Genomic DNA, 12853 nt, shown 5'->3' with positions numbered 1-12853 from the left:
CAACAAAGTTGGGGAAATGATGAAAACAGTCGCTTTCGCAGTACTCGCTTTGATCGCCGGTGTTACCAACGCCGGCGAGTTGTACAACAACGGACCGGTGGTGGACGCCACCGGTGTTTCCGTGATCGGACCGGACGCCAGCACCTACGGCTTCGGCGCGCAAAGCGGGGCAGGCACTTTCGTGGCCGACGATTTCAACGTCACGGCGGGCAAGAAGTGGAATGTCTCCAGCCTGAACTTCTTGGGCTACCAGACCGGCGCCAATGGCTTCAGCTTCACGTCGGCCACCTGGGCCATCGTCTCGGGTGACGACATCAATTCGGGCACCGTGGTTGCCTCCGGCACCACCGGCGTCACCAATGGCGGCCTGGCCGGCTATCGCGTCACCGACTCCACGCTCACCAACAAGCAGCGCGCCATCTACACGGTCAACGCCGACATCGCCGACGTCACGCTCGCTTCCGGCCACTACTGGCTGGCCTGGGGCCTGGCAGGTACCGCCGCGTCCGGCCCATGGCAGCCGCCGACGTCCGACGCCCGTGAGGGCAACGCCGCGCAATCGAGCGGCGGCGACCCGTTCGAGACCCTGGAAGAATCCGGCAGCGGCCTGTCGGTGGAACTGCCGTTCGCCGTCAACGGCACCATCAGCGCCGTTCCGGAACCGGAAACCTACGCCATGCTGCTCGGCGGCCTGGGCCTGATTGGCCTGGCGCGCCGCCGCGCGCGCCGCGGCTGACCTGCCTTCAAATCAGGGCGACGGCGCGGGCCTATCCGCGCCGTCATCAACAGATTGGTATGGCAAAACGCAAATAATTTATCGCAGGTGGAAGGGCTTCCAGCTATAGTGGGCGTCGATATTTAACTTCGACAATGACGCCATGAATAAATACGGTTTGCTGCTGGCTGCTTTCAGCGTGATCGCCTCCCCTTCCTTTGCGGCAGCGCCGCGCGCCGTCACCGCCACCGGTGTGGTCGAGGGCACCTTGGAGGCTTCCGGCGTCACATCGTACAAAGGCATACCGTTCGCCGCGCCGCCGGTCGGCGATCTGCGCTGGAAGGCGCCGCAGCCGGCGCAGAAATGGCAGGGAGTGCGCAAGGCCGATCACTTCGGCCCGCGCGCCATGCAGCTGCCGCTGTTCGACGACATGGTGTTCCGCTCCGACGGCGTCAGCGAAGACTGCCTGTACCTGAACGTCTGGACACCCGCCAAATCGGCCAGGGACAAGCTGCCGGTGCTGGTCTACTTCTACGGCGGCGGCTTTGCCGCGGGCGACGGCTCCGAGCCGCGCTACGACGGCGCCAGCATGGCCGCCAAGGGCATCGTCACGCTGACCGTCAACTACCGGCTCAATATCTTCGGCTTCCTGGCCCACCCGGAACTGACGGCCGAATCGCCGCACAAGGCATCCGGCAACTATGGCCTGATGGACCAGGCGGCGGCGCTGCAATGGGTGGCGAAGAATATCGCGGCCTTCGGCGGCGATCCAGCGCGCGTCACCATCGCCGGCGAATCGGCCGGATCGTGGTCGGTCAGCGCGCAGATGATATCGCCGCTGGCCAAGGGGCTGATCGCCGGCGCCATCGGCGAGAGCGGCTCGCTGCTCGGCCTGGACGCCCCGCTGCCGCCGGCCGTCGCGGAAAAGAAAGGCGCCGACTTCGCCGAAAAAATCGGTGCGCCAAAACTGGCCGCACTGCGCGCCATGCCCGCCCAGCAGCTGCTGGAAACCCTGAAGCGGCCGGACGCGCCGTGGTTCTCCGATATCCAGGACGGCTACGTGCTGCCACGCAGCCCGGTCGAGATGTACGCCGCAGGCCAACAGGCCAAGGTGCCGCTGCTGGCCGGATGGAATTCGCAGGAGGGCTACTACAAGCAGATCTTCGGGGACAACGAGCCGACGCAGGAGAACTTCAACAAAGCGCTGCAGGCGATGTACGGCGAGCGCGCCGACGCCGCGCGGCAAGCCTACAGCGGCGATGCGATGCAGGCCGCCACCGATCTCGCCGGCGACCGGTTCATCGCCCACGGCACCTGGAAGTGGGTAACCACGCATGTCCGTACCAGCGGGCAGCCGGTCTATCGCTACTACTATTCCCATCCGCGTCCGGGCCAGACCGGCGCCGGCCACTCGGTCGAAATCGAATACGCGCTGGGTAACCTGAAAGCGACTAAAGTCTATGCGTGGACCGCCGACGATCACGCGCTGTCGGCGCAGATGCAGGACTACTTCGCCAACTTCATCAAGACTGGAAACCCCAACGGCGCCGGTCTGCCGGAATGGCCGCGCGCCAGCAGCGGCAAGGGTTCCCGCCTGATGCGACTGGACCTGCCGGCGGCCGCGATGAGCGCCACCGACGACGCCCACCATGCCTTCCAGGACCAGCAGCGGCTAAGCAAATAAGCAAAAATGGAAACTGTCACTTAGTTTGTATTTTATTGTATCGCATGGTAATTCTTTGAAAAGTTGCTATACACTAGCTTCCTTTATTCGGGAAATCATCAGGAATACAAACTATGCGCAAGACTATCGGCTTCATCGCCCTTTGCTTGACGGCGTCCGCATTTGCAGCGGAGCCATTCGACGACAAGTTCCGCCAGCTGGACGAAGTTCTCCCCTCCGCCAACAGCTACCGCACCGCCTCCGGCGCACCCGGCGCCGCCTACTGGCAGCAACGCGCGGACTACACGATCCGCGCCACGCTCGATGAAGCCAAACGCGCCATCACCGGCAGCGAGCAAATCAACTACCACAACAACTCGCCCGATACGCTGAGCTACCTGTGGGTGCAGCTCGACCAGAACATCTACAAAAAAGATTCCGACGCCCGCATGATGCTGACGCAGCCTTCGCGCGAAGCATGGGCCAAGCCACGCACGCCGGAAGACGGCTACAAGTTCGAAGGCATGCGCGGCATCCTGGCCGGCCGCGAATTCGACGGCGGCTACAACATCAAATCGGTGGGCGCGAGCGGCCAGCCGCTGAAGTACACCATCAACCGCACCATGATGCGCATCGACCTGCCGGCGCCGTTGAAGCCGGGCCAGAGCTTCGCCTTCAATATCGACTGGTCGTATAACATCAACGAGCAGCAGGTGCTGGGCGGCCGTTCCGGCTACGAGCACTTCGACGACGACAAGAACGACCTGTTCGAAATCGCCCAGTGGTATCCGCGCATGGCGGCCTACTACGACGTGATGGGCTGGCAGCACAAGCAGTTCCTGGGTTCCGGCGAATTCACGCTGGAATTCGGCGACTACGACGTGCAGCTGACCGTCCCGGCCGACCACGTGGTGGCCTCCACCGGCGAACTGCAAAACCCCAACGACGTGCTGTCCGCGGCGCAGCGCGACCGCCTGGCCAAGGCCAGGACCGCGACCGCGCCGGTGGTCATCGTGACGCAGGAAGAAGCCGAGAAGGCCGAGAAGGCCGTCAGCACCGCAGCCAAGACCTGGCACTTCAAGGCCGCCAACGTGCGCGACTTCGCTTGGGCCTCCAGCCGCAAGTTCATCTGGGATGCCCAGGGCTTCAAGAAGGATTCCACCAACGTGATGGCGATGTCCTACTATCCGAAGGAAGGCAATCCGCTGTGGGGCAAGTACAGCACCCAGGCCATCATCCACACCATCGACCAGTACAACAAGTACAGCTTCGACTACCCCTACCCGACCGCGATCTCGGTCAACGGCCCGGTAGGCGGCATGGAATATCCGATGATCTCCTTCAACGGCCCGCGCCCGGCCAAGGACAAGAAGACCGGCGCCCTCACCTGGTCGCAGCAGACCAAGTATGGCCTGATCGGCGTGATCATCCACGAGGTGGGCCACAACTACTACCCGATGATCATCAACTCCGACGAGCGCCAGTGGACCTGGATGGATGAGGGCCTGAACACCTTCGTGCAGTACCTGGCCGAACAGGCATGGGAAGACAACTACCCGTCCCGCCGCGGCGAGCCGCGCAACATCGTCGACTACATGCGCAGCCAGAACCAGGTGCCGATCATGACCAACTCGGAGTCGCTGCTCCAGTTCGGGAACAACGCCTACGCCAAGCCGGCCACCGGCTTGAACATCCTGCGCGAGACCATCCTGGGCCGCGATCTGTTCGACTACGCCTTCAAGGAATACGCACGCCGCTGGAAGTTCAAGCGCCCCACCCCGGCCGATTTCTTCCGCACCATGGAAGACGCTTCCGGCACCGACCTTGACTGGTTCTGGCGCGGCTGGTTCTACACCACCGACGCGGTGGACATCAGCATCGACGGCATCAGCGAATACGGCGTGAGCACCAAGGACCCGGAAAAGGAAAAGGCATGGAAGAAGGCGCAGAAGGACGCGCAGCCGATCTCGATTTCCGAACAGCTCAACAAGTCGCTGCCGAAACGCCTGGACGCCCATCCGGAGCTGAAGGACTTCTACAACGAGCATGACGAGTTCACCGTCACCAACAAGGACCGCAACACCTACGCCGAGGCGATCGAGAAACTGGAGCCGTGGGAGAAGAAGCTGCTGGACCAGGGCAAGCACCTGTACCTGGTGGACTTCTCCAACGTCGGCGGGCTGGTGATGCCGCTGATCCTGGAGGTGGAGCTCAAGAGCGGCAAGAAGTACATCGAGCGCATTCCGGCCGAAGTATGGCGCTACTCGCCGAAGAAGATCACCAAGTTGATCGTCACCGACGAGCCGATGGTGGGCCTGACCCAGGACCCGTTCTGGGAAACCGCCGACATCGACACCAGCAACAACAGCTGGCCGCGCAAGGTCACGCAGTCGCGCGTGGAGCTGTTCAAGACCGAGCGTGACCGCATCAACCTGATGCGCGACTTTAATACGCCGCTCAAGGGCAAGGGCGACAAATCGTCCAAGGACTCGTCGTCCGAATGATGCTGCGCGCTTTACGCCTCACCGTGGTAGCCGTGCTGGCGTTCGCCGGCACGGTGGCGAACGCCCATAATTTTCACATGGGCATAGCCGACATCAGCTACAACGACCGCACCGGCAACACCGAGATCGTGCACACCTACACGGCGCACGACGTGGCGCTGCTGCTGACGAATCTCTACGGCCGCAACTTCGATCTCGGCCAGGTGGACAGCGAAGCGCCGCTGCGCCGCTACGTCGAGCGGCAGTTCTACCTGGAGGGCCCGGACCGCCAGCGCATGCCGCTGCACTGGGTGGGCGTGAAGGCGGACGCCGACAGCGTCGTCATCTTCCAGGAAATCGAAGGCAGGAAGCTGGCGCCCGCCACGCGCATCCACAACGCCTTGCTGATAGACTTTCTGCCATCTCAAAAGAACACAGTCAACCTGCAAGCCGATGGCCCCGTCCAGACTCTCATCTTCGATCAAGGCAGCATCGATCAAATCACCCGTTAAGCTCATCGTGCTGTGTGCAATCGGCGCGGCGCAGGCGGATGACCAGATCCTGCAACGGGTGCTGGTCGAAGGCTCGCGCGGCAACCAGCTGGGCGTGGCCGATGCGGCCAGCGCCGGCAGCATCTCGCAGCAGGAGCTGGCTGCGCGCACCGTCTACCGTCCCGGCGAACTTCTCGAAGCGGCGCCCGGCCTGATCGTCAGCCAGCATAGCGGCGAGGGCAAGGCCAACCAGTTCTACCTGCGCGGCTTCAACCTCGATCACGGCACCGACCTGCGCACCAGCGTCGACGACGTGCCCGTCAACCAGCGCAGCCACGCTCACGGCCAGGGCTGGACCGATCTGAATTTCCTGATTCCGGAACTGGCGGTGCGGCTCGATTACAAAAAAGGCCCCTACTCCGCCGGAGACGGCGATTTCGCCTCGGCCGGCACGGCGTCGGTGGTGTACGCCAACCGCCTGCTGCAAGGCGTGGCCAGCGTATCGGCAGGCCAGAACGGCTACGGCCGCGCGCTGCTGGCCGACTCGCTGGACGCCGGCCAGGGCAGCCTGCTGTACGCGCTCGAAGTGCTGCACAACGACGGCCCCTACACGCATCCGGACGACTACCAGAAACTGAACGCGGTGCTGCGCTACAGCGCAGGCTACGCCAACAACGGCTACAACGTCAGCCTGATGGCCTACCGCGCCGACTGGAACGCGACCGACCAAATACCGCTGCGCGCGGTGCGGGACGGCCAGCTCGCCCGCAACGACGCCATCGATTCGACCGACGGCGGCAACTCGCACCGCTACAGCCTCTCTGGCGGCTGGCGCCGCACCAGCGAGGACAGCGCCTCCAGGGTCAACGCCTACATGATCGCGAACCAGCTGGACCTGTACTCCAACTTCAGCTACTTCATGGACGACCCGCTGCACGGCGACCAGTTCGCGCAGCCGGACAGGCGCGTCACCAGCGGCGTCAACGCGAGCCACAGCTGGCACCAGCACACGGCCGGAAGCAACAGCGCCACCACCATCGGCATCCAGCTGCAAAACGATAATATCTTTAACGGTTTGCTCAACACGCAGGCGCGCCGACCGCTCGCTGTCGTGCGGCGCGATCACATCGTCGAATCCAGCGCCGCCCTGTACGTCGAGAACAGCACGCGCTGGAACGGCGCCTTGCGCACCGTGGCCGGCGCGCGCGTCGACAGCTACCGCTACGACGTCCGCAGCGACCGCGCGGCCAACTCCGGCAAGGCCGGCGACCATCTGGTGAGCCCGAGCCTGAGCCTGATCTACGGCCCATGGCAAACGGCGGAACTTTACGCCAACATCGGCAACGGCTTCCACAGCAACGACGCGCGCGGCGCCACCATCGGCGTCGATCCCAGGACCGGCGCGGCGGTCGACAAGGTATCGCCGCTGGTGCGTTCGCGCGGCATGGAGCTGGGCGCGCGCAGCAGCTGGCTGCCCGGCCTGCAGTCGTCGCTGTCGCTGTACCGGCTGGATTTCGATTCGGAGCTGAGCTTCGTCGGCGACGCCGGCACCACCGAGGCGGGCCGGCCGAGCCGCCGCTACGGCGCGGAACTGTCGAACTACTACAAGCCGCTGAAATGGCTGTCGGTGGACCTGGACCTGGCCTACGCGCGCGCCCGCTCGCGCGATGAACATCCGGAAGGCGACTACATCCCCGGCGCCATCGAAGGCACCGGCCAGCTGGCGCTGACCGTGGACGACGGCGGCCCGTATTCGGGCTCACTGAAGCTGCGCTACTTCGGCCCGCGCCCGCTCGTCGAGGACAACAGCGTGCGCTCGAAGCCCAGCCTGACCTTGAACGCCCGCTTCGGTTGGAAGCTCCGCAAGGGCCTGACGCTGGAACTGGAAGCCTTCAACCTGACCAACCGCCGCGACTCCGCCATCGACTACTACTATCCGTCTCAGCTGAAGGGCGAAGCGGCGCCGGTCAACGACATCCACTTCCACCCCATCGAATCGCGCTCGCTGCGGGCGACGCTGGTCAAGAGCTTCTAGCGAGGTCCGGCTAAGGCAGCCCAAACGCCTTGCCCCGCAGGCCGGCATACACGGCGTCGAAGACCTGCAAGGAACCGAGCGCCGGCACCGGGCCGGTGCTGATCGGATCGGCCAACCATTGGACTTGACCGGCGGCGCAGCGGAAAGCCGGCCAGCGCGGCACGCCGCGGCCGTTCGGATCGCCGGTGGCGGCAAAGTGAACCCAGTAGCTCGCCATCGCCTGCGCCAGCCTGCGGTCGGCGTCGCGCCAGGCCCACGGCGCCTGCGCCATGTGGTCGAACATATACCACAGCTCGGCGAAGTGGCTGGCGCCCCAGCCAGCGTAGACGGAGTCGCCCGGAAACGGCGGCCGCTGCTGGAAGTTGTAGTAATAAACCGGGCTGCGCCCCGCCCCGGCCAGCCGCGCCCAGGCCCACATGTCCCAGCCAAAGCGCAGGTCGCGCTCAAGGCCCAGGCGGCCCTCGCGCGCCTGCGCGTCGGTCGCATGCGGATAGGCCGCCAGCAGCGCCGGCGGCAAGGCGCCGAAACTGGCGGCGATGTCGGCCTCGAAGCGGTCGGCCCGCAGCGCCGACACGTCAACCAGCGCCCGCGCCTCCTCGCCGTTTGAGCCCAGCAGCAAAGGCACGTCGTGATAGCGTCCCTGCACATAGGCGTCGTAGGGCGACAAGGGCAGCACATCCGGCTCGATCACCGGGTGGGTGACGCGGCCGGCGCCGCCGCCAACCAGACGATCGGCGGGCAGCACGCGCATCGCCTCAACGGTGGTGGCGCCTAACGTTTCCATATAACTGGCGCCGTCGCGCTCGGCGTTGGCCAGCAGGTAGCCGGGCGCCAGTTGCAGCGGCTCGAAGATGCCGCCGCTCTGCGCGATGGCGCGCTGGAACAGGCCCCGCGCGCGCGGCGACGCCAGCAGCGCGCTGACGGCCATCGCGCCGGCCGACTGCCCGGCGATGGTGACGCGGCCCGGATCGCCGCCAAAGGCCTCGATGTTGCGCTGCACCCACTCCAACGCCGCAATCTGGTCCATCAAGCCATAGTTGCCCGACGAGCGATGAGGCGATTCGGCGCTCAGCGCCGGGTGGGCCAGGAATCCGAGCGCCCCCAGGCGGTACGCCACGGTGACCACCAGCACGCCCCGGCGGGCCAGCCGGTCGCCGTGGTACAGCGGCATGGACGCCGAGCCGTTGGCGTAGCCGCCGCCATGTATCCAGACGATCACCGGCAAACGCTGGCCGGCGCGGCGCGGCGGCGTCCACAGGTTGAGGTACAGGCAATCCTCGCTGACCTGCGGCGCGCGCTCGCCGGGCATAGCCACGCCTTGCTGCATGCACGCCGGCGCAAAGCTGCCCGCATCGCGCACTCCGCGCCATGCCGGCACCGGCTGCGGCGGGCGCCAGCGCCATTGTCCCAACGGCGGTAGCGCGAACGGAATGCCGCGATACACGTCCACGCCATCTTGCCGCCGCCCCGCCAACGCGCCGTCCGTGGTCATCACCGGCGCCGCCTGCGCCCAGCCCCAAGCCAACAAAGCCAGCAATGTCGCCATCCTGCACCATCTGCACCATCTCCCCAGCGTCTTGCCCATGTCCTCTCCCGTACGATTGATGAGCAGCCAGTGTCGCCCGGCGGCGCCGGTCGGGCCAGACCGGTTGGTCACTTTGCGCCCCGGCCCGTCCCATTTCCGCAGCCGGCGTGATCGCTGCTAGAATCGGACGCATGACGACCACCCCCCATCCCGTCCATGCGCCGGCTCAACGGCCCGCCTGGCTGCGTCCGCACGCCTGGAGCCTGTTGTACTGGCTGGCCTTCCTGCTGGTACTCGAACCCGGCAACATGCTGCGCGCCAGCGAGGCCGGCCAGACGCTGAGCCTGCCCCATGAAGCGCTGCGCATCCTGCTGGCCGCCTTGCTGGGCACGACGACCACCTCGGCGGTACAGGCATTGATGGCGCGTTTCCCGCTGCGCGGCCCAGCTCGCGGCCGCCATCTGCTGATCCACGCCGCCGGCGCCGCCGCCCTGGCGCTGGCATTGATACTGGCGTCCTGTTTTCTGGCGGCATGGGCCTTCGGGGGGCGGTGGCTGCCGTCCGGGGACGAAATCCGGGGCCAACTGGTGGGCAATTTCACGCTGCTGATGTTTGCGCTGGCCGCGCTCACCGCGCTGTTCCAGGCGAGCCCGTGGCGGATGGCGGTGTCGGCGCCGACGCCCGTGCTGGACACGGCGCCCGCGTCGCCCCATGTGGAAGTCAAACGGCGCGGCCAGCTGGTTTCGCTGCCGCTGTCGGAGGTGGACTGGATTGAAGCACAGGGCAACTATGTGGCGCTGCACCTCGGCGCCGAACAGCATCTGGTGCGCGATACTGTGTCGGGCTTCTGCGCGCGGCTCGATGCCGGCCAGTTCCTGCGCATCCACCGCAGCATGATCGTCGCGGTCGATCGTATCCGCAGGGTCGAAGCCCTGGCCAACGGCGACGCCCTGCTGCACCTGACACACGGCGGCCCGCTGCGCGCCAGCCGCAGCCATGCGGCCGCCGTCAGGGCGGTCGCGGCGAGACTGCGCGAGCAGCCGGCGCCGGTCAGGAACCTCTAGCCAACATCGGGAACCCGCGCTGGTGCCACACCGGATAGGCCGGCGACACATCGCTGGCCTGCTCCAGCAGTGCGTTCTGTTCCGCGCTCAGACGCCAGCCGGTGGCGCCGATGTTGTCGATCAGCTGCTGCTCATCGCGCGCGCCGATGATCACGCTGGAGATGGTCTTCTTTCCGAGCAGCCAGTTCAGCGCCACTTGCGGGATGGTCTTGCCGGTTTGTTCGGCCACGACATCGAGCGCATCGACGATGCGGAACAGGCGCTCCTCCTCGAAGCTCGGCCCGGTGCCGGCGATGTCGTGCGCGCGCGTGCCCGGCTTGGCCGGCTGGCCACGACGGATTTTTCCGGTCAGCTTGCCCCAGCCCAGCGGGCTCCAGACCATCGCGCCAACGCCCTGGTCTTCGGCCAGCGGCATCAGCTCCCATTCGTAGTCGCGGTTCAGCAGCGAGTAGTAGACCTGGTGCGCGACGTGGCGCGGATAGCCGTAGCGTTCCGACACCGCCAGTGATTTCATCAGATGCCAGCCGGAGAAGTTGGAGCCGCCGATATAGCGCACCTTGCCCGAGCGGACCAGCTGGTCCAGTGTGGACAGGGTTTCCTCAACCGGGGTGTTGTTGTCCTGGCCGTGCAGTTGAAGCAGGTCGATATGCTCGACTTGCAGCCGTTGCAGGCACTGGTCGACCGCTTCGATCAGATGCTGGCGCGACGAACCGAAATCGTTGGCGCCGGGGCCGGACGGGAAAGTGACTTTGGTGGAGATCAGCAAGCGGTTGCGCTTGCCCTTGATGGCCTGGCCGAGGATCTGTTCCGCCAGGCCGTCCGAATAGACGTCGGCCGAATCGAACATCGATACCCCGTGTTCGAGGCAGACATCGATCAGGCGCGAGGCGCCGCCTGCGTCGGTGCTGCCCCAGGCTTTGAAGAAGTCGTTGCCGCCGCCAAAAGTGCCGGTGCCAAAACTGAGTTCCGGCACGCGCAGGCCGGATTTTCCGAGACGGTTATGATCCATCGCTACCCTCCAATAAGTGTGTCTGGATTGTAGCGTGGATCAATCAACCGCATCGCCGGTCAGAACTCTTCCCACTCGTCCTTGCTGGCTGCCGCACTAACCTTGAGCTTCTTCGGCACGGCCGCCGGCTGGGGCGCGGCCTTGGGGCGCGCGGCCTTGGGCAGTGTCGCCACCACCGGCGCGGCGGCGCGCACCGGGCGCTTCGGCGGCGCATACGCGGCGGCCGAGGCGTTGATCTTGAACGCGCTGACGACTTGCTCCAGCTTGTCGGCCTGGTCGCGCAGGGTCTGCGCGGCGGCGGCGGTTTCCTCCACCAGCGCCGAATTCTGTTGCGTGCTCTGGTCCATCTGCGTCACCGCCTGGTGCACCTGCGCGATGCCGTCGTTCTGCTCCTGCGTGGCGGCGCTGATCTCGCCGACGATGTCGGTCACCTGCTTGATGCTGGCGACGACTTCCTGCATCGTCGTGCCGGCCTGCTCCACCAGCTTGGTGCCGGAACCGACCTTCTCCACCGAGTCGTCGATCAGCGCCTTGATCTCCTTGGCCGCAGCGGCCGAGCGTTGTGCCAGGTTGCGCACCTCGGTCGCCACCACCGCGAAGCCACGGCCCTGCTCACCGGCGCGCGCCGCTTCCACCGCAGCATTCAACGCCAGGATGTTGGTCTGGAAGGCGATGCCGTCGATGACCGAAATAATGTCGACGATCTTGCGCGACGATTCGTTGATCGATCCCATCGTCACCACCACCTGCTCCACCACCGTGCCGCCCTGCGCCGCCACGTCCGACGCCGAACGCGCCAGCTGGTTGGCCTGGCGGGCGTTGTCGGCGTTCTGGCCGACGGTGGACGTGAGCTGCTCCATGCTGGCTGCGGTCTGCTCCAGCGCCGCCGCCTGCGACGAGGTGCGCTGCGACAGGTCGCCGGTGCCGCTGGCGATATCCTGCGATGCCGCGCCGACGGCGATGGTCGATGCGCGCACGGTGTCGATCACGCCGGCGATCTGCTCCAGCAGCTTGTTGAACGCCACGGCGGTGTGGCCGATTTCATCCATGCGCTCCACCTTGATCTGGTGCGTCAGGTCCAGCGACTGGCTCACGTCCTCCAGCGTGCCGCGGATCGACGCCAGGCTGCCCTTGATGATGACGTACAGCTGCCACGCCAGCGCGCCGGTCACCAGCAGGCCAAGCAGCACCACGCTCACCATCAGGCGGAAGGCGAATTTGTAGGCGGCGTCGCTCTCTTCGCGCACATCGCTGATCAGCTTATTGTTGTAGGCGATATGGTCGTCGAAGCCTTTCTTGACGGCGCCGGCCGACAGTGCCAGCGGCGTGCCGGCCAGCAGCGTGGCGCGCACCGCGTCCATGTCGCCGGCATGGGCCCCGGCCAGGAAGGGAATCAGCGCCTGGCGGTAGGCCGCCATGTTGGCCTTGTCCGCCTCCAGCATCTTGCGGTCGGTGTCGTCGAAGATGCGTTCCTTTTCATAGGTCGCGATGACTTCGTCGAACTTGGCGTGAGCGTCGCTGTAGGCTTTGTCCAGGGCAGTCTTGTCGGCCAGGTTGGAAAACACCGACAGCCGATAGCCGGCCAGGCGGCTATCGGCAAGATAGCCTTTGGCCATATTCAGGCCGGCGATGCTGGGAATCAGGCGGGTTTGCACCATGTCGAGGCGCTGCTGCGCGCGGGACAATTGGGTAAGGCCGGTAATGCCGACGAAAATCAGCGCGAGTAACGCCAATGACAAAGTCAAGATCAAGCGCTTTGTAATAGTCATGGTGACTGCCCATAGAAGTGGAGGAGTGATGAGAAAGCCGGCCGTCTGAGCGGCCATAAGCCAGTATAGCGGAACAGAATTACCGCAAAATAAGCAAGC

General features: G+C 65.5%; 9 protein-coding genes. 6 read left to right on the top strand and 3 right to left on the bottom strand.

Annotated features, from left to right (window positions below):
- Positions 1-19: 19 nt before the first annotated feature.
- From KVP70_RS27065 to KVP70_RS27045, 5 genes are all read left to right on the top strand, one after another.
- Positions 20-736 (top strand): PEP-CTERM sorting domain-containing protein, encoded by a 717-nt coding sequence (locus KVP70_RS27065; RefSeq protein WP_229225122.1) that lies wholly within the window; start codon positions 20-22, stop codon positions 734-736.
- A gap of 142 nt (positions 737-878) precedes the next feature.
- Positions 879-2399 carry a carboxylesterase/lipase family protein gene (locus tag KVP70_RS27060; RefSeq protein WP_217945511.1) on the top strand — a complete coding sequence of 507 codons (1521 nt, stop codon included), beginning with the start codon at positions 879-881 and terminating at the stop codon, positions 2397-2399.
- Positions 2400-2512: 113 nt separating this feature from the next.
- Positions 2513-4882: a M1 family metallopeptidase gene (locus KVP70_RS27055; RefSeq protein WP_217945510.1), complete on the top strand. Its 2370-nt coding sequence runs from the start codon at positions 2513-2515 to the stop codon at positions 4880-4882.
- Positions 4879-5373, top strand: a complete 495-nt coding sequence (locus tag KVP70_RS27050; protein WP_217945509.1) for a DUF6702 family protein — start codon at positions 4879-4881, stop codon at positions 5371-5373. Before KVP70_RS27055 ends, KVP70_RS27050 begins: the two co-directional genes overlap by 4 nt.
- Positions 5315-7387 (top strand): TonB-dependent receptor, encoded by a 2073-nt coding sequence (locus KVP70_RS27045; RefSeq protein ID WP_229225121.1) that lies wholly within the window; start codon positions 5315-5317, stop codon positions 7385-7387. The genes KVP70_RS27050 and KVP70_RS27045 overlap by 59 nt, the downstream gene beginning before the upstream one ends.
- 10 nt (positions 7388-7397) lie before the next feature.
- Here the strand turns inward: KVP70_RS27045 and KVP70_RS27040 are convergent, their stop codons facing one another.
- Positions 7398-8933, bottom strand: a complete 1536-nt coding sequence (locus tag KVP70_RS27040; RefSeq protein ID WP_229225120.1) for a carboxylesterase/lipase family protein — start codon at positions 8931-8933, stop codon at positions 7398-7400.
- A 170-nt stretch (positions 8934-9103) separates the two neighbouring features.
- Here KVP70_RS27040 and KVP70_RS27035 point away from each other — a divergent pair, with 170 nt between their 5' ends.
- Positions 9104-9976 carry a LytR/AlgR family response regulator transcription factor gene (locus KVP70_RS27035; RefSeq protein ID WP_217945507.1) on the top strand — a complete coding sequence of 291 codons (873 nt, stop codon included), beginning with the start codon at positions 9104-9106 and terminating at the stop codon, positions 9974-9976.
- Here the strand turns inward: KVP70_RS27035 and KVP70_RS27030 are convergent.
- Together KVP70_RS27030 and KVP70_RS27025 are read right to left on the bottom strand one after the other, a co-directional pair.
- A complete protein-coding gene (locus tag KVP70_RS27030; protein ID WP_217945506.1) occupies positions 9963-10985 on the bottom strand; it encodes an aldo/keto reductase in 1023 nt (340 codons plus the stop codon). The two genes, KVP70_RS27035 and KVP70_RS27030, sit on opposite strands and share 14 nt — an antisense overlap.
- Before the next feature lie 59 nt (positions 10986-11044).
- Positions 11045-12754 carry a methyl-accepting chemotaxis protein gene (locus tag KVP70_RS27025; RefSeq protein ID WP_217945505.1) on the bottom strand — a complete coding sequence of 570 codons (1710 nt, stop codon included), beginning with the start codon at positions 12752-12754 and terminating at the stop codon, positions 11045-11047.
- Positions 12755-12853 lie beyond the last annotated feature (99 nt).

Source organism: Duganella violaceipulchra (genome assembly GCF_019166075.1).
GTDB classification, from domain to species: Bacteria; Pseudomonadota; Gammaproteobacteria; order Burkholderiales; family Burkholderiaceae_D; genus Rugamonas; species Rugamonas violaceipulchra.
Note: the sequence above shows the minus strand (reverse complement) of the source record. Positions and strands in the feature narration are given on the sequence as shown.

What these genes read in the sequence shown, in the direction of transcription:
- KVP70_RS27050 (WP_217945509.1), top strand. Translation starts at nt 4,879, where the DNA reads ATGATGCTGCGCGCTTTACGCCTCACCGTGGTAGCCGTGCTGGCGTTC.
- KVP70_RS27040 (WP_229225120.1), bottom strand. Translation starts at nt 8,933, where the DNA reads ATGGCGACATTGCTGGCTTTGTTGGCTTGGGGCTGGGCGCAGGCGGCG.
- KVP70_RS27055 (WP_217945510.1), top strand. Translation starts at nt 2,513, where the DNA reads ATGCGCAAGACTATCGGCTTCATCGCCCTTTGCTTGACGGCGTCCGCA.
- KVP70_RS27045 (WP_229225121.1), top strand. Translation starts at nt 5,315, where the DNA reads ATGGCCCCGTCCAGACTCTCATCTTCGATCAAGGCAGCATCGATCAAA.
- KVP70_RS27030 (WP_217945506.1), bottom strand. Translation starts at nt 10,985, where the DNA reads ATGGATCATAACCGTCTCGGAAAATCCGGCCTGCGCGTGCCGGAACTC.
- KVP70_RS27025 (WP_217945505.1), bottom strand. Translation starts at nt 12,754, where the DNA reads ATGACTATTACAAAGCGCTTGATCTTGACTTTGTCATTGGCGTTACTC.
- KVP70_RS27035 (WP_217945507.1), top strand. Translation starts at nt 9,104, where the DNA reads ATGACGACCACCCCCCATCCCGTCCATGCGCCGGCTCAACGGCCCGCC.
- KVP70_RS27065 (WP_229225122.1), top strand. Translation starts at nt 20, where the DNA reads ATGAAAACAGTCGCTTTCGCAGTACTCGCTTTGATCGCCGGTGTTACC.
- KVP70_RS27060 (WP_217945511.1), top strand. Translation starts at nt 879, where the DNA reads ATGAATAAATACGGTTTGCTGCTGGCTGCTTTCAGCGTGATCGCCTCC.